Annotated in this window: 9 protein-coding genes and 4 pseudogenes; 6 read left to right on the top strand and 7 right to left on the bottom strand. The window is 70.2% G+C overall.

Features of this window, described 5'->3' with window-relative positions:
• The first annotated feature begins 165 nt into the window (after nucleotides 1–165).
• The 3 genes and pseudogenes from FNV62_RS47755 to FNV62_RS57720 form a co-directional block, all read left to right on the top strand.
• Nucleotides 166–555 (top strand): luciferase family protein, encoded by a 390-nt coding sequence (locus tag FNV62_RS47755; protein WP_060898215.1) that lies wholly within the window; start codon nucleotides 166–168, stop codon nucleotides 553–555.
• Between the two features lie 361 nt (nucleotides 556–916).
• Nucleotides 917–1,513 (top strand): annotated as a pseudogene (locus tag FNV62_RS57725) (diacylglycerol kinase); the annotation flags it as partial.
• Nucleotides 1,514–1,518: 5 nt separating this feature from the next.
• Nucleotides 1,519–1,992: pseudogene (locus FNV62_RS57720) on the top strand (YihY/virulence factor BrkB family protein); the annotation flags it as partial.
• A gap of 144 nt (nucleotides 1,993–2,136) precedes the next feature.
• On the opposite strand, the gene FNV62_RS47740 reads toward FNV62_RS57720, so the two are convergent.
• Entirely contained in the window at nucleotides 2,137–2,796 is a 660-nt protein-coding gene (locus FNV62_RS47740) for a TetR/AcrR family transcriptional regulator (protein WP_143629707.1), read from the bottom strand.
• A gap of 293 nt (nucleotides 2,797–3,089) precedes the next feature.
• Between FNV62_RS47740 and FNV62_RS47735 the strand changes: the two genes are divergently transcribed.
• The gene (locus FNV62_RS47735) at nucleotides 3,090–5,330 is read left to right on the top strand and encodes an MMPL family transporter (RefSeq protein WP_143629706.1); all 2,241 of its coding nucleotides are present in this window, start codon (nucleotides 3,090–3,092) and stop codon (nucleotides 5,328–5,330) included.
• Nucleotides 5,331–5,547: 217 nt separating this feature from the next.
• Here the strand turns inward: FNV62_RS47735 and glpK are convergent, their stop codons facing one another.
• The 4 genes and pseudogenes from glpK to FNV62_RS47720 form a co-directional block, all read right to left on the bottom strand.
• A complete protein-coding gene (gene glpK, locus FNV62_RS47730) occupies nucleotides 5,548–7,065 on the bottom strand; it encodes a glycerol kinase GlpK (protein ID WP_143629704.1) in 1,518 nt (505 codons plus the stop codon).
• Nucleotides 7,066–7,087: 22 nt separating this feature from the next.
• Nucleotides 7,088–7,933, bottom strand: a complete 846-nt coding sequence (locus FNV62_RS47725) for an MIP/aquaporin family protein (RefSeq protein ID WP_143604325.1) — start codon at nucleotides 7,931–7,933, stop codon at nucleotides 7,088–7,090.
• 489 nt (nucleotides 7,934–8,422) lie between these two features.
• Nucleotides 8,423–8,620: pseudogene (locus FNV62_RS56350) on the bottom strand (SMI1/KNR4 family protein); the annotation flags it as partial.
• Nucleotides 8,621–8,697: 77 nt separating this feature from the next.
• Nucleotides 8,698–10,143 carry an MFS transporter gene (locus FNV62_RS47720; protein ID WP_225900650.1) on the bottom strand — a complete coding sequence of 482 codons (1,446 nt, stop codon included), beginning with the start codon at nucleotides 10,141–10,143 and terminating at the stop codon, nucleotides 8,698–8,700.
• A 77-nt stretch (nucleotides 10,144–10,220) separates the two neighbouring features.
• Here FNV62_RS47720 and FNV62_RS47715 point away from each other — a divergent pair, with 77 nt between their 5' ends.
• The gene (locus FNV62_RS47715) at nucleotides 10,221–10,700 is read left to right on the top strand and encodes a winged helix-turn-helix transcriptional regulator (protein ID WP_143604322.1); all 480 of its coding nucleotides are present in this window, start codon (nucleotides 10,221–10,223) and stop codon (nucleotides 10,698–10,700) included.
• Nucleotides 10,701–10,970: 270 nt separating this feature from the next.
• Entirely contained in the window at nucleotides 10,971–11,978 is a 1,008-nt protein-coding gene (locus tag FNV62_RS47710) for a helix-turn-helix domain-containing protein (RefSeq protein WP_143629701.1), read from the top strand.
• Nucleotides 11,979–12,121: 143 nt separating this feature from the next.
• On the opposite strand, the gene FNV62_RS47705 is transcribed toward FNV62_RS47710, so the two are convergent.
• Together FNV62_RS47705 and FNV62_RS47700 are read right to left on the bottom strand one after the other, a co-directional pair.
• Nucleotides 12,122–15,499 (bottom strand): S8 family peptidase, encoded by a 3,378-nt coding sequence (locus FNV62_RS47705; RefSeq protein WP_164331874.1) that lies wholly within the window; start codon nucleotides 15,497–15,499, stop codon nucleotides 12,122–12,124.
• 288 nt (nucleotides 15,500–15,787) lie between these two features.
• Nucleotides 15,788–16,581: pseudogene (locus tag FNV62_RS47700) on the bottom strand (IS5 family transposase); the annotation flags it as partial.
• Between the last annotated feature and the right edge of the window lie 26 nt (nucleotides 16,582–16,607).

Below are 16,607 nucleotides of genomic sequence, written 5' to 3'. Positions count from 1 at the left end.
CCACCCGTCCCGTACCACCTCGCGGTCGACCTCGGAGAACGCTGCCCGCTCGGGGAGAAACGCCCCTGACCTCCACCCTCCATTTCCGGACATGCGTGGGCTACGGCTCAGTTACGGCTTGCTCAAGTCCTGGTGGCCGGACGGTGAGCTCGTCATGATGGGCGCATGACGTTGGCCTCGCGTGCCATGACGCAACTGGCGGGCTGGCCGGACCTCGCGGAGGCCCGGCCGAGCTGCGGCACAGGGCGGGCGCTGAGTTCGGCGCAGGGCGAGATCGTGCACTTCCATTCGGATCACGATGTCGACCTGCATCTCACAGCGCGTGCCATTCACCGTTTCCAGGATCATCTCAGGGGCGCCACCGCGGTCCGGATGGTGCCCGAATCGCGGTGGGTGACCATACGCCTCGAAGTGGACGCCGACATCGGTCTGCTTCTCACTCTGGTGAGCCTCGCTCTTCAGTCCCACCAGACATGGCCGGTTCCGGGCGACTCGCCGTCGGCGGGCTGCAACGACCTGCGCAGCTTGGTGCTTCCGCGCGACAGCGTCGGCTGAGACGTCACCGACGCAGGGCCAGGTTGGGCGGTGGGGCTGATCAGCATCACGCCGGCACCGGCGCCGCCGGTCAGGGAGCCGAGCCCGGTGCGCGGCAGGTAGGTTCCCGAAGTCGTACTCCTGGTCCACGTCGTCGGCGGACTGTCACTGTGCGAGGTCGTGGCAGTGGGCGGCGGTACGCCGGGGAGACCGGCGCACAACTGGCCAGGACGCACCTTACGTGCGGGTCCGGGGCGCGCGTTCGTGGATTCCCACGTCACAGAGCGTCTGCGTCTCCGCTTCGGGGGCACACGGCGGGGCATCGGGTGCGAACGTCACCCAGCCGAAGACCGCCGCGAGGCGCCGACCCGTGGGAGTCCCGATGCCGACCGCCGTGCCGGAGAGAGCCGCGGGAGCGACTGGGGAAGGGCCGGAAGCGGTCCGGCCGGGCCGCTCGTCCGTCCTGCCCCGCGGTATCGGCAGGACCGCCGCGCGCATCGGCGTACCGACCGTCTGCCAGGCCGCCCTGATGGTGGGCTTCGGGCTCCTGATCACGGGCCCCGCCCGGAACGTGTGGCCGCTGACGGTCGAGGACAACGTCAGCGAGGGATTCGAGCGGATCCGTACGGGCCCGCTCACCACCCTGTCGTACCTCGGCTCGGAGGCGGGCAACACCCTCACGGTGGTCGCCATCACCCTGCTGAGCTGCGTGGCCCTGCTGCTCGTACCCCGGCTGCCGATGTGGCGCCAGGCGGTCTTCCTCGCCGTCGCCGTCTCGCTCCAGTCGCTGGTGTTCCTGGCCGTCACCGAGTCGGTGGACCGTACCCGCCCGGACGTGCACCGCCTCGACGCCTCTCCGCCCACGTCCAGTTACACCTCCGGCCACACCGGCGCGGCCACCGCGCTGTACGCCGGACTCGCGGTGCTCGTGCTGTCCCGGGTCCGCAGGCCGTGGCGGTGGCCGCTGGCCGGGCTGCTGTTTTGCGCGGGCTCGTGATGTCCCTCAGCGCCGGGATCCCGCTCGGCCTCGGGTTCATCGTGATGGTGGCCGGCGGCGACCTGGCCGCCGCGGCGGTGACGGTCTATCACCTCGACGGCGACGCCAGGACCGTCTGCGAGATCCTGCGCTGGCCCTTCGGCCTGCTGCTCGCCCTCCTCTCGGCCGGCGCGATCTTCCGCCGGTCCCCCCGACGCCGACAGCCCGGCTACACCTGGCTGTCGGTCGGCGCCGCCGTGTATCTCGTGCTGTGGACGGCCCTGACCTGGCTGCTGAGCCTGTACCTCGGCATCAGTGGGTCCTTCGACACGATCTACGGCCCGCTCAGCGCCTTCATGTCGCTGCTGCTCTGGGCCTACCTGACCTCCATCGCCCTCTTTCTGGGGCTCTCCTTCGCCGCGCAGTTGGAGGCCGCGCGGGCGCTGCGGCCCGGTCCGATCACAGCCGACCCGGGAGTCTGAATGGCGCTCCGCGCCGCCGAGGACATGCCGGGTTGAGGGAGGGTCTGGAGCCCGAACTCACCGGTGCCAGGCTCCGGACACGGGGTGGTGCGCAACACCCTTAGAGGGTCAGCGCGTTCTGCGCACTCCGGGAACGCCGCGCCTTCAGGACTCCGTGGGCATGCGCAGCAGGTCGGCCAGCTCGGCCTCGTAGAACCGCTCGGGGTCGAACCCCATCCCGGTGAAGTGGCCGGCGAGTTCCAGGGACAGGACGCCGTGCAGGCGGGTCCAGAAGGTCAGGGCCCGGTGGAGCGTGGCGGGCGGGGCGGGGTGGCCGCCCGCCCAGTCCCGGTGTTCGGCGAGGTGGGCATCGAACGGGGTCGTCGGGCCGTCCGCGGCCAGTTCGGCGCACGCGTCGAGCAGGCCCGCCATGATCTCGGAGGCGATCGCGGTGATGTCGTCGGGCGCGTGGTAGCCGGGGACAGGGGTGCCGTAGACGAGGAAGTACCGCTGGGGGTCGGCCAGGGCCCAGCCGCGCAGCGCGTGCGCGAGGCCGGTCGGGTCGGCACCCGCGGCGCGGGCCGCACGGACGGTGTCGGCGAGGCTGCGGTACGCGTCCCTGACCAACTCGGTGATCAACTCGTCACGGCTGGCGAAGTACCGGTACAGCGCGGGCCCGCTCATGCCCATGCGCTTAGCGATCGCGTTGAGGGAGAGCGCGGACGCCCCCGCCGTGGCGATCTGCTCCCACGCACGCTCCTTGATCTCCGCACGCACCTGGGTGCGGTAGCGCTCGCGTGGCGTCGTCGCCTCTGCTCCGTCCATGACCTGCCCTCCCTCACCGTCTAGTTAGAGGCTATCACGATGGTTATTGACACTCCCTCCGAAGGTGAGTTACAACTTCTAACGAACCCGATAGCAAGTAACTCGCGGCGGAAAATTCATGAGTCGCCAGGCCGCCCTACGCCTTGGCGATGAGCACTGTGACGCGGACCTCGCGACCGCAACCCTGGCAAGACATCAGGGACTAAGAGGCCTGGCGGGGCACTGCGCCGGCTCCGCCGTACATCCGGCTGTCTCACGCCACTTCCACCGTAAGAACGCAAAGGAGAACGCTCGTGTTTGAACGCTTGGCCGAACTTGCGATTCGCCGGTCCCGGCTGGTCCTCGTCATCGCCGTCGTGGCCGTGGCCCTCATGGGCGTGTTGGGAGCCGGCGCATTCGCAAAGCTGCGCGGAGGCGGCTTCGACGACCCCGCCTCCCAGTCCACCCGGGCCGCGAAGGTCATCGACGAGAAGTTCGACGGAGAGACGAACCTCGTCCTGCTCGTCCAAGCCCCCGACAGCCGCGTCGACACCCCCGCCGCCACGCGGAGCGGACAGACCCTGGTGGCCGAACTCAAGAAGGAGAAGGAGCTCACCAACGTCGTCTCGTACTGGGACACGGGCAGCCCCGACCTCCGCTCCCGGGACGGCCGCGAAGCCATGGTGCTCGCCCATGTGACAGGCGACGAGACACAGCAGCGGGAGAACGCCAAGAAGATCCTCGACACCTACACCGGAACCCACAAGGGCGCGCTCACGGTCCAGGCCGGGGGCGGCGCCGCGGTCGGCCACGACCTGTCGAAACAGGTGGTCGACGATCTGGTCCTGGCCGAGACCATAGCCATACCGCTCACCCTCGTGCTGCTCCTGTTCGTCTTCGGCAGCGTGGTCGCGGCCCTGCTGCCGTTGGCCATCGCCGTCATCGCCGTGATCGGCTCGTTCGCCCAGCTCTCCCTTCTCGGCAGCGTCACCGACGTCGCCGACACCGCGACCAACCTCACCACCGCCCTGGGCCTCGGACTGGGCATCGACTACGCCCTGCTGATGACCAGCCGCTTCCGGGAGCAGCTCGCGGCAGGGGCGAGCGTGGACGACGCCGTACGGCGCACGGTGCACACGGCCGGCCGCACCGTCGCGTTCTCCGCCGCGACCGTGGCGGCGGCGCTCGCGGCGCTCCTGGTGTTCCCGCAGTACTTCCTGCGTTCGTTCGGCTTCGCCGGAGTCGGTGTCGTCGCCATCGCCGCCCTCGGCACCCTGTTCGTGATGCCGGCCCTGCTGGCCGTCCTGGGTCACCGGGTCAACAGCGGGCGGCTGCCGTGGGCGAAGCCGGGGCACTCCGGCGCCCGGGCACCGATGTGGGGACGGCTGGCCCGCACCGTCATGCGCCGGCCCGCGCTCACCGCGCTTCCCGTACTCGCCGTGCTGCTGGCGGCGGCGAGCCCGCTGCTGGGCATCACCTTCGGCACACCGGACGAACGCGTCCTGCCCAAGGACGCCGCCAGCCGCCAGGTCTCCACAGCACTGCGGGCGAACTTCGACGGCAGCGAGGACTCGGCCGTCAACATCGTCATCGACCAGCCCGTGAGCAAGGCCCCGCTGGAGTCGTACGCGGTCGAACTGTCCGGACTCCAGGGCGTCGTACGCGTCGAGACCAGCGCCGGAACCTACGCCGGGGGACAGTCCACAGCGACCGCACCCGGCGACACCACCCTCGGTCGGCCCGACGCGCAGCGCATCAGTTTGGTGAGCGCCCTGACACCGAAGTCGGACGCGGCCCAGGACCTGGTCAAAGAGGTGAGGACACTCACCCCGCCCACCGGGACACACCCCCTGGTGGGCGGAACCGACGCCGTACTGGTCGACTCCAAGGACTCCATCGGCGGCCGGCTCCCGATCGCCGTGGCCCTGGTCGCCCTCACCACCTTCGTCCTGCTCTTCCTGTTCACCGGTAGCGTCGTGCAGCCGCTGCGCGCACTGGTCCTCAACGTGATCAGCCTGGCGGCGACCCTCGGCGTCATGACCTGGATCTTCCAGGACGGCAACCTCTCCTCCCTGCTCGGCTTCACGGCGCAGCCGATGGAAATGTCGATGACGGTGCTGATGTTCTGCATCGCCTTCGGCCTTTCGATGGACTACGAGGTGTTCGTCACCAGCCGGATCAAGGAACTCCACGATCTGGGCAAGGACAACGAGACCGCCGTGGCCGACGGCCTCGGCCACACCGGACGCATCGTGAGCGCGGCGGCATTCCTCCTCGCGGTGAGCTTCTTCGCCTTCGGCACCGCCAAGATCAGCTTCATGCAGATGTTCGGCCTGGGCAGCGGACTGGCCGTCCTCATCGACGCCCTCGCCGTACGCGGCGTACTCGTCCCCGCCGCCATGCGCCTGCTCGGCCGCTCCGCCTGGTACGCACCCGGCTTCCTTCGCAGGCTCCACGACCGGTTCGGCCTCAGCGAAGGTGGCCCCGAACCCACGGCCGCCACGGAACCCGCAACAGCAACGTCGTCGTACGTGAGGGACGCAACGGGAGCCTGACCACCCAGCACCCCATTGCAGGGCTGTTCAGTTGTGACTGAGTGTCCTGGTGGGCCGCGGTGGCCAACCAGGACACTCAGACGGCAAGCGCCCACCCGGTCTCACGGTGAATGCCGGTAGGGGCAGACACCCGAATGCGGTCCCGCACCTGAAGCCGCCCAGCGCGCATGCCTCGGCCTCGCCGGACTGGCCGCCGCGGCCTGGCCGTACGCCCGGTCTACTTGACCTTGACCCAGTTGAGCGTGCGTTCCACGGCCTGCTTCCAGCCCTCGTAGCCCTCCGCTCGCTGGTCCTCGGACCACTGCGGCTCCCAGCGTTTCGACTCCTGCCAGTGGGTGCGCAGTTCGTCGGTGTCCTGCCAGAAGCCGGTGGCCAGCCCTGCCGCGTAGGCGGCGCCGAGCGCGGTGGTCTCGGCGACGACCGGGCGGCTGACCGGTACGCCGAGGACGTCGGCCTGGATCTGCATGCACAGGTCGTTGGCGGTGACACCGCCGTCGACCTTGAGCACGTCGAGGTGGACTCCGGAGTCCTGCTCCATGGCCTCGACGACGTCGCGGCTCTGGTAGCAGATGGCTTCCAGCGTCGCCCGGGCCAGGTGGCCGTTGTCGTTGTACCGGGCGAGGCCGACGATCACGCCCCGGGCGTCGGAGCGCCAGTACGGCGCGAACAGACCCGAGAACGCCGGGACGAAGTACATGCCGCCGTTGTCCTCGACGGTGCGGGCCAGGGTCTCGCTCTCGGGCGCGCTACTGATGATCTTCATCTGGTCGCGCAGCCATTGCACCGCGGACCCGGTGACCGCGATGGAGCCCTCCAGGGCGTAGACCGCCGGGCTGTCGCCGAACTGGTACGCCACGGTGGTGAGAAGGCCGTGCTGCGAGCGGACCGGTTCCGTGCCGGTGTTGAGCACCAGGAAGTTGCCGGTGCCGTAGGTGTTCTTGGCCTCGCCGGGCGCGTAGCAGACCTGTCCGACGGTGGCCGCCTGTTGGTCGCCGAGCACCCCGCTGATGGGGATGGCGGCGCGCAGTGGCCGGGATGTGCGCGTCACGCCGAACGCCTCGCGATGCGACGAGGGGTTGACGGTGGGCAGCATCTCCCGGGGGATGTGGAAGAAGCCCAGCAGTTCGTCGTCCCAGTCGAGGGCCTCCAGGTCCATCAGCATGGTGCGGCTGGCGTTGGTCACGTCGGTCGCGTGGATGCCGCCGTCGGGGCCGCCGGTCAGGTTCCACAGGACCCAGCAGTCCGTGTTGCCGAAGAGAGCGTGCCCCTGATCGGCCGCCTCGCGGACGCCGTCGACGTTCTCCAGGATCCACTGGATCTTGCCGCCGGAGAAGTAGGTCGCCGGCGGCAGGCCCGCCTTGTGGCGGATGACGTCTCCCTGGCCCGAGCGTTCCAGCGCCGCGGCGATGGAGTCGGTGCGGGTGTCCTGCCAGACGATGGCGTTGTAGTAGGGGCGGCCGTTGCGCGGGTCCCAGACGACCGTGGTCTCCCGCTGGTTGGTGATGCCGATCGCGGCCAGGTCGGTCGGGGACAGGTTCCCGTGCCGCAGGGCGTTCTGCATCACGGAGTTGGTGCGCTCCCAGATCTCCACCGGGTCGTGCTCGACCCACCCGGAGCGCGGAAGGATCTGGGCGTGCTCCTGCTGGTGCTTCGCCACCTCGTTGCCCGCATGATCGAAGATCATGAACCGGGTGCTGGTGGTCCCTTGGTCCACCGCGCCGACGAAGTCAGCCATGGGTGCCACCTTTTCGTAGGTGTCAGTCCTTGGGAGCGGGGATGCGGCCCGGCGGCTCCGGCTCCGCTGTCGGCAGGAACCGGCCGACGAAGAACTTGTACAGGGCCGCGCCGACCAGACCGCCGACCAGGGGACCGAGGATCGGCACCCAGAAGTAGAAGTTCCCGTACTGATCTCGCCATGCGCTGCCGTACCCCGTGAGGAAACTGGCCAGACGGGGACCGAAGTCACGTGCCGGATTGATCGCATAGCCCGCGTTGGTGCCCCAGGCCATGCCGATGCCCACGACGACCAGGCCGATGATGAACGGGCCCAGGTTGGCGCCGGGGGGTGTGTTGAGCAGGTCCGTGATGGCCAGGATCAACAGCAGCAGGATGGCGGTGCCCATGACCTGGTCGCGAAACGCGCCCCACTCGTAGACCGGCAGGTTCGTGTTGCCGTTGGCGGGGAGCGTGGAGAACACGAACTGCGTCTTGAGGGTGTGCCCGGGGTCGGCCTTCGCCAGCGCCTCGGTGTAGTTCCACCGCACGAGGAGTGCCGCGACGAAGGCGCCGGCCGTCTGCGCCAGCGCGTAGGGCGCCACCTTGCTCCACGGGAAACCCTTGAACGCGGCCAGGGCTAGGGTCACGGCGGGGTTGAGATGCGCGCCGCTCAGCCGTGCCGCGACGTAGACACCCATGGTGACGCCGATGCCCCACGCCCAGGAGATGCTGTCGTGGTTTCCGAGGCCGCCCGGTGGAGTCGTGAGCGCTCCGCCGGCCACCACCTGGGCCACCACGCCGCAACCGAAGAGGATGAGAATCATGGTGCCCGCGAATTCGGCCGACAGCTCGCCTATCAACCCCGACCTGCTAAACCGCTCACTCATGGAAGCCCGCTTCCCGCCGGCTCAGGACCGGCCGTCGACTGCCCGAGTCCGCATGGCATCAGGATAGGGCGATCAAGGAATAACCGCACAAACCGTAAGATGTCATGCACTCAGACCTGGTCACACATGGGGACACCCCTTCGGGGCCGGCCGTCCCGGCGCGCTCTCGTTCCCGAACATCACACACGGGCTGTACGACAAGGACGCTCACAGCCACGCAATGAGCCATAACTCTACGTAGTGATGATAACAGGACAAATCGATATCGCCAGCGGAAAGCTTTCCCGCGGACTGCGACACTCCGTGACTGCGCCGGATGGTCCGCCGTCGGCACCGGCGCCGAGTCCTGCCGTCGACACAACTGGCCTTCCCTGACCCGGTCCTGCCCTCGCCCTGCATGACGGCGCCGCCCGTGCCAGGCGCCGTCGGACACCCCGGTCCGGTGGCGTCTCGGTGTCGTCCCTAGGAGTCAACATCTCGATACCCCCGGACCTTGAGGAACTCCCGGTACGACGGGGGCATCCGGCGGCCGAAGCGCTCCTCCATGGCTGCGATCCGATCCTCCGACACGGGCGGGAACCCCAGCCACCGCTCTTGCCGGGCGGTCGCGTCGTCCTCGCCCCGCGTCTCGCCGTCCGGCAGGGAATCTGCCTACGCCCCGCTCCACCTGAGCAGGAAGGACCGCACGTGCGAGGCACCATCTGCTGCTCGCCCGTCCGGCTTCCCGGGCGGCGAACAGCTCTCGCGCGCCGGGCAGCGGCCGGTCAGGATGTCTGCGGCAGAGCCCGCCCCGTCACCTCGGCCTCCTTCGGCGCGGCGGGTCCCGTCCGCTCGGGATCCTGGCCCCGCCCTCGGCTGAGCCGCGCCCCGACCGCCGAGGTCACCAGGCTCAGCGCCGCGGCTGTGTACCAGACGACCCGGAAGTCGTGGTGCGAGGTGGCATCGACATGGGAGCCGACGACCGCGACCAGGACGGCGACGCCGATCGTGGCGGAGATCTGGCGCACCGAGTTGACCAGCGCCGACCCGGTCGCCGCACGGTGTCCCGGTACCGCGTGCACGCCGGCGGCCACCAGTGTGCCCAGGGCCAGGCCCACTCCCGCACCGGTCAGCAGTTGGCTGGGCAGCAGCTCACTCACGTAGTCCGGTGTGACCGACGCGAAGATCGCGAACCAGACCATGCCACCGGCGAACAGCACGCCGCCCGCCGCGATCAGCGGTCCCTGCCCGAAGCGCTGCGCGGCGCGGGTGGTCAGCACGGTGACGACGGGCACGAGCGCGGGGCCGGGGGCCAGGGCGAGACCGGTGCGCAGCGCGCTCCAGTGCCAGACCTCCTGACACCACAGCACGTTCGACAGCAGCATGATCGAGAAGGCCACGCCGAACAGGAGGCTGCCCGCGTTCGCCGCACCGAAGCGCGGCAGCCGCAGCAGGTCCAGCTCGAACAGCGGACGGGGGTGCCGCAGGGACCGGAGCACGAACGCGGCGCCGCCGATCACGGCGACGGCCAGCAGCAGTAGGGTCTCGCCGCTCGTCCAGCCCTGGTCGGGTGCCTGCACCAGCGCCCCGGCCAGCGACGCGATCGAGACGATGACCAGCAGGGCGCCGAGGAGGTCGGGCAGCGGCCCGGTCTCCCGCGCGGCCGGCTTCGGCAGCGCGGATCGGCCGACGACGAGCGCCGCGATGCCGATGGGCAGGTTGACGGCGAAGACCCACCGCCAGTCCACCTCGGTCAGCAGGCCACCGGCGACGGGCCCGGCGGCCGCGGCGAGTCCGCCGACCCCGGCCCAGCCGCGGGTGGCTTGGGTGCGGCGCTCGGCCGGCACCGCCGCCAGCAGCAGGGCCAGGGAGGTCGGGATCTGGGCCGACGCCCCTACGGCCTGCACCACCCGGGCCACGATGAGGGTTCCCAGGTTCGGGGCCAGGGCACAGCCCAGCGACGCGAGCGTGAAGACGGCGATCCCGGCGAGGAAGACCGGCCGCTGCCCTATGCGGTCACCGGCACGCCCGGCCACCACCAGCAGCGCGGCGAAGGTGATCGCGTAGGCGTTGAGGACCCAGGACAGCGATCCGAGGCCCGCTGCGCCGCCGCCTGCGGAGAAGTCCTCTCCAATGGCGGGCAGCGCGACGTTCACGATCAGCAGATCCAGGTTGGTCATGAAGACGGCCACCAGGACGACTACGGCGGCCGCCCGAGGGTGCTTTGACAATCGAAGCAGCATGGACATGATGCAACCCAAGCACAGGGTGATTTGGAATTCAAACCCCGCCGGGTGACACTGGGACAATGACCACACGCATCGACCCCCGGGACATGGCGGGGCGCCCGTGCTCCCTCGCCGCGGCCCTCCAGATCATCGGTGACCGCTGGGCCCTGCCGGCGATCCGCGAGGTCATGCTCGGCAACCACCGCTTCCGGCAGATCGCCAGGAACACCGGCGCTCCCACGGACCGGCTCGCCGCGCGCCTGAAGGCACTGGTGGAGAGCGGCGTCCTCGAACGGCGCCCGCTGCCGGACGACGCCCGCTACAGCGGCTACTACCTGACGGAGGCCGGGCGCGATCTGGGGGCCATCACCCGCGAGCTGATCGGCTGGGGCGACCGCTGGGTCGTCACCGCACCGCCCGGCCGGATCCGGCACCGGGATCACGAACTCGTCACCCACACGGTGTGCGAGACCTGCGGCGAACAGGTCCACGGGGAAGATGTCCACCGTGACGACCTCGTACCCGGCTGGGACCAGTCGGGCCCGGTGACGACCCCGTAGACCGAACGACCCCACCGCGGCGAAACGAAGCCGAACTGCCGCTGTACGAACCTCGCCACCGCGCGGCCCACAGTCTGTGACACTCGAGCGGCCCAGCCCGGGGCCACCGGATGTGCTGACGGCACCGCCTCGTCACGGTGAACCGGATCGCCGGTGACAACCGTCGTGGTGCCTGGTCCCAGAGGCTGGTGGAATCATCCGCCGGGACGACCGCGTTCCCCCCGCGGAAACCCGGGCGGAGGCGGCCCGGATGGTGAGAAAGGTGGCGACATGCTGGAGACGGTGGGCCTGACGGCCGACGAGAGCGAGGTGTACCGCCTTCTGGTCGCCACCGGGACGGCGTCCGCTCAGGACATCTCCGGCCGCTCAGCCCTCGACGTCGTGACCGCACGGATGCTGCTGCGCGCGCTGGAGCACAAGGGCCTGGCATCGGCGGCCGAGGACAGTCCGGACAGTCCCGAATGGTTCACGGCCGTGCCGCCCCAGGTGGCCCTCATGCCCCGGCTCCAACGCCACTTCGACGCCCTGGAACAGACCCGGGCCGCGGTCTACGAACTGGCGGAGACACACCGCCGCAGCGCGTGGGCCCGGAGCACGGGCGAGGCCGTCGAGATCATCACCGGCGCTGCGGCACTGCGCCAGCATCTGCGCCAGCTCCAGCACGGCGCCGGCCGCGAGATGATGTGGTTCGTGAAGGCCCAGTACGTGGCCATGTCACCGGAGAGCAATCAGGAGGAGTTCGACGCGCTGGACCGGGGCGTGCTCTACAGAGCCCTGTACGAACAGGCGTACTTCGACGACCCCGACGCGGTGGACTATGTCGTCAAGGGCGTACGCGCCGGAGAGGTGTCCAGGGCGGTACCCCTGCTGCCGCTGCGGATGGCGATCGCCGACCGCTCGGTGGCCATCCTGCCGCTGGCCGCCTCGGGCACGTCCGGCAACCCCCGGGAACTGCGGGCCGCGGTGGTGCGGGAGAGCAGCCTGCTGGACGCGCTCATCGCCCTGTTCGAACACCACTGGGAGATCGGTGCCCCGCTCCGAGTGACCGAGGAGGGCCAGATCGGCGGCGCCGGCACCGCCGATGCGGCCTCGCCGGTCGGGGAGGACCGGCACCTGCTCTCCCTGATGGTCGCCGGCATGACCGACGAGGCGATAGCCGGACAGCTGCGGGTCAGCAAGCGCACCGTCCAGCGGCGCATCCAGGGCCTGATGAGCCTGGCGGGCGTCGCGACCCGTATGCAGCTGGGCTGGCACGCGGCGCGCCGCGACTGGCTCTGAGCACGGCGGACGCCGCACCGCACACGAACAGGGCCCGCCGGACGTGTCCGGCGGGCCCTGTCCCCGTTCGTCCGGCCGCTGCGGCCGGACGGCGCTCCTCGCGGAAGCAGCGACTCGAGGACGGGACTACTCCGTGAAGGCGGCTACTTGAGCAGGTAGCCCTTGATGACGGTCTCCTTGAAGGAGTTGCCCGCCGCGTCCTCGACGTGGACGCGCAGGCTGACCGAGCCGCCCGCGGCGCGGCGCGGATGCTCCACGGTCACGGTGCGCTCCATGCCGGAGCCCTCGACCCGCACCGACTGCCAGGACTTCCCCTCGTCGAAGGAGACCTCGGTGGTGAAGACGCGGATGGGCGACGCCGGGGCGCCGGCCGTCCGCTGGATCAGGACCGGGATGTCGAGCTTGCGACCGGCCTCGGCCCGGTTCCACTCGTCCAGCTTCGGCGCCATGCGCACCGCGTACAGCGGCAGCGCCTGCCGGGTCGCCGTGGTCTGCGACCGGAACCGCCATTCCGCCCGCACACTCGTGGAGACGGAGCTGGGGGCCAGGTCACGGTTGTGCTCGACCGTCAGCCGGTAGTCGGCGGGGGTGGCGTCGGCCGGGACGTCGCTCATGCTCCAGTCCTGGGAGACCAGCTCGCCGTTGCGCCACAGCTTCACCTCGGGCAGGCCGGACGTGGTGTCGGCCACCAGGTCGAGGTTGCCGTTCGCGGCCGACTGGAAGGGCCGGTACATCGTGTCGCCCTCACGGAAGGCGGCCATCTGGGACGAGAGGCCCACGGCCTGGATCCCGCCGTTCCAGCGCTCCTCGACCTGGGAGCCGGCCTTGTAGCCGTGCAGGTCGCTCAGGTAACTCTGCCCGCGCGTGTCCGGGTCGAAGAGGTTGTTCTGGTCGAAGGCCGCCTGCCAGCGCAGGCCGTCGGCCGCCGAGAAGTAGTCGACGCGCCGGGTCGGGACCGGAATTCCCTCCATCGCCCGGCCGCTGAAGCGGACGTTGTCGACGTACGTCCACACGATGCGCGTGGCCGTGGTGCCGGGCGTGGTGGCGGCGAACGTGGTGTTCACCCTGGCCAGCTCCGACCTGCGGGGGTTGTAGGCGGGATCCGCCGGGATGCCGCCGTGCACCGGTCGTGTGAGGTAGTAGACCGAGGCGGGGTTCCCGTCCGCGCCGGCCGGGTCGCCCCAGACGCTGGTGACGAGGTAGGTGAACTTCGAGTCCTTGTACCGGGTTGTCGGCACCGCGTACACGCCGTCGATGTGGTCCGTGCCGATCGCGTTGTACATGGTGACCGAGAGAAGCTGGTCGGCCATGCTGATCGTGCCGATCTCGGCCGACATGATGCGTGCGGAGCGGCTCGGTGCCGACACCGTGACGGGCTTCGCCTTCTGGGCGTCGATGGTCACCTGTCGGTCGGCGCTCATCACGACCTTCGGCACTCCGACGATGGTGCCCTCGGTGAAGGATGCGTCGAAGTAGAAGCCGCTCACCGAGTAGGTGTCCTTCGGCAGTCGCACCACTGTGCTGCTCTTGCCTAGCGCCTCGACCTCGTACGCCTTGCCGTCGGCCGAGTTGACCAGCAGGTAGGCGTTGTCGGGGGCGGCGCCCGTGCGGCTCTTCATGCCGATGCGCAGGTCGTACGACGGCTGCTCGACGTCCATGCCGAACGGGACGCGCACCGACACCTGGTCGTCCGCGGTGCTCGCGGTCACCACACCGCTGTAGGCGGCGTACGTCGTGGTGGCTTCCGGGGTCGCGGTGAGGGTGACGGCCGCCGTTCCGTGCGCGGGCACGGTGACCGAGTCGGCGCTGAGCCGGAACAGGCCGGCGGGAGCGGGCACGTCCTTCTTCCCGCTGCTCGGGTTGTCCTTCAGCTGAAGGGTGACCGGCGCGGCGCCCGGGTTGCGGTAGGTGATGGTCTTGGTCACCGGGGGACGCTCGCCGTCCGTCCAGCGGATCAGCCCGAAGTCCAGTGCGGTGGTGTCGGCGGTGACGTCCTGGTCGACCGCCCGGGCGACGTCGACGCGTCCGGCGCCCTGGAAGTACGCGCCGTGCTCCTTCGCGCCGGTCGCCGACTGCATCAGCTGGCGCTTGACCTGCTCCGCCGTCCAGTCGGGGTGCTGCTGGAACAGGATGGCGGCGGCTCCGGTCACATGGGGTGTGGCCATGGACGTGCCGCTCATCGCGACATAGCCGTCGTCGGCGGTGGTGCCGCCCGCCCTTGCGGCGACGACGTTGACGCCGGGGGCGATGATGTCCGGCTTGAGGCCGGAGTCGCCCACCCGCGGGCCGACCGAGCTGAAGCCGGCGAGGTCGTCGTCCTCCTCGGCCGCGCCGACGGCCAGCGCCCGGTCGTCGGAGGCGGGCGAGGAGACCTTGCCGGGACCACTGTTGCCGGCCGCGGCCACGACCAGCGTGCCGTAGTCATGGGTCACGGTCTCGACCATGGCCTCAAGGGCGTCGGTCTCCGGGGTGTCCGTGTCGCCCAGGCTGAGGTTGATCACCTTGGCGCCATGCTGGGCGGCCCAGGCCAGGCCCTTGACGATGTCGGAGTTGTCGCAGTTGCCGTCCGCGGTGCACACCTTGCCGGAGAGGATCTGCACACCGGGTGCCACACCCTTGTACTTGCCGTCGGAGGCCGCACCGGAACCGGCCACCGTGGAGGTCACGTGGGTGCCGTGGCCGTTCAGGTCGTCGGTGTTCGGCTCGGTGGTGAAGTTCGCGGACTCGGTGACGAGGCCCTTGAGGTCCGGGTGGTTGGGGTCGTAACCGGTGTCGAGCACGGCGACCTTGACGCCGGTGCCGGTGTAGCCCTTCTCCCAGGCGTGCGGGGCGCCGATGCGCGGCACCGTGCTGTCGAGCTGGATCCTGGAGTGGCCGTCCAGCCAGACCCGGCGCACACCCGCTCCGAAGGACGTGGCGTCCGCCCGGCCGGGGGCGATGCCCTTCCAGAACCCGGCGGCGTCCGCGCGGTGTTCGCCGAGGGTCGCGAAGGGGGTCCCGCCGATGGGGCGGACGGTGTCGGCACCGGCGGCGGTCAGCCGGCGCCGGGCGGTGCCCGCGTCCCCGGCGTACTCGACGATCAGCGGCAGGCTCGACCGCTGCGCGTACTTGCCCCGGATCAGGGCGGATACGTTGAACAGCGCCTTGTCGAGGCGGCCCGTCGCGAGCAGCGGGAGCGTGTCGGCGGGTATGACCGTCCAGTCGCGACCGGCCTGGCGCTTGATGAACGCGACTCGTTCGCGGCCCTCGGCGGGCTCGACCGACACACTCTGCTTGCCCGAAGTGTCCGTCTCCAGCGTGACGCGGTCGCCGGTGATCAGGGTGAGCTGATGCCGGGAGATGATCGGCGACCGGGCCGCTCCGGTCTGCGCGGTGACTTCCGTTCGCCCGCTGTGCGGGCCGAGGTCCTGAGCGGCGCCGGGGGCGGCGGTCAGACCGGCCACGAGCGCCACGAGGGCGGCGGCCGCCGCCGTATGCCGAGGCCGGGGAGGGCGGATCCCGGGGCGCCACCTGTTGTTCATGTCTCTCATGGGAGGACAGCGTGGTGCCGTCAAGTGCCGAGGTCAGCAGTTTGCCCTGTCCACCAGGCGTCAAGTCACCTTTACGCCAACCCCTATACCTCATAAAGAGGGAAAATTGGCCAGGTTGGCGGCTCATGGACGAACCGAGCGAGCCGCTCCCCGGGTGGTGTCAAGCCGGCCGCCGGAGATCACGCACAGCCTTTCCTTGCCCGCTCGACCGGAAGCCCTTCGGCTGCCCTCGGCGGCGAGTACTGTGCCGTAGCCCGGAGGCCTTGGCTTTTTGTTGAACTTGTAGCAGGTCAGGGCGGCGACCAGGCCGAGGAAGGCGAGGAAGTGCGAGCCCTTTCGTTCGTATCGGACGGTGAGGCGGCGGTAGCCGAAGCGCCAGGCGATCAACCGTTCGATCTTCCAGCGGTGCCGACCGAGGCGTTCGCCGGACTCGATGCCGGGCCGCGCGATGCGCGCGACGAGCCCGCGCTCGCGCAGCCAGGCCAGGTGTTCGGCGGAGAGATACGCCTTGTCCGCGCGGAGTTTGACGGGTCGGCGCCGCCGTGGTCCCCGGCGGGACCGGACGGCGGGTATGCCGCGGATGAGCGGCTTGAGGGCGAGGCTGTCGTGCATGTTCGCGCCGGACACGGCGACGGCGAGCGGGATGCCCTGGGCATCGGACAGCACGTGCAGCTTGCTGCCCTGCTTGCCGCGATCGACCGGGTTCGGCCCGGTCAGCGATCCCCCCTTTTGGCGCGGACGGAGGCCGCGTCGACGATCGCCGAGGTCCAGTCCACCTCGCCCCGGGCCCCGAGTTCGTCCAGCACCGTCCGGTGCAGCCGACGCCACTGGCCGGCCTCGGTCCATACCGTGAAGCGGCGATGCGCGGTGGCGGGCGACGTGCCGAACGTCGGCGGCAGATGCCCCCAGGCACAGCCGCTGGTCAGCGCGTACGCCACTGCCGTGAACACGGCCCGCTCGTCACACGGAGCGGTCCCACCACCTTGCGGACGAGCAGCGGACGACGGCAGCAACGGGGCGGCCAGCTCCCAGAGTTCATCAGGAACCAGACGCTTCGACAGATCAGCACCCACGACCGGCGTCATGCCGCTCGAACATC

Source organism: Streptomyces sp. RLB3-17 (assembly GCF_007113425.2).
Lineage (GTDB): Bacteria > Actinomycetota > Actinomycetes > Streptomycetales > Streptomycetaceae > Streptomyces > Streptomyces mirabilis_D.
The sequence above is the reverse complement of the archived record's forward strand: the minus strand, read 5'-3'. Positions and strand labels throughout refer to the sequence as shown.

Coding starts and splice junctions, on each gene's coding strand:
- FNV62_RS47755 (WP_060898215.1), top strand. CDS start 166: ATGACGTTGGCCTCGCGTGCCATGACGCAACTGGCGGGCTGGCCGGAC.
- FNV62_RS47740 (WP_143629707.1), bottom strand. CDS start 2,796: ATGGACGGAGCAGAGGCGACGACGCCACGCGAGCGCTACCGCACCCAG.
- glpK (WP_143629704.1), bottom strand. CDS start 7,065: ATGGCTGACTTCGTCGGCGCGGTGGACCAAGGGACCACCAGCACCCGG.
- FNV62_RS47725 (WP_143604325.1), bottom strand. CDS start 7,933: ATGAGTGAGCGGTTTAGCAGGTCGGGGTTGATAGGCGAGCTGTCGGCC.
- FNV62_RS47715 (WP_143604322.1), top strand. CDS start 10,221: ATGACCACACGCATCGACCCCCGGGACATGGCGGGGCGCCCGTGCTCC.
- FNV62_RS47710 (WP_143629701.1), top strand. CDS start 10,971: ATGCTGGAGACGGTGGGCCTGACGGCCGACGAGAGCGAGGTGTACCGC.
- FNV62_RS47705 (WP_164331874.1), bottom strand. CDS start 15,499: ATGAACAACAGGTGGCGCCCCGGGATCCGCCCTCCCCGGCCTCGGCAT.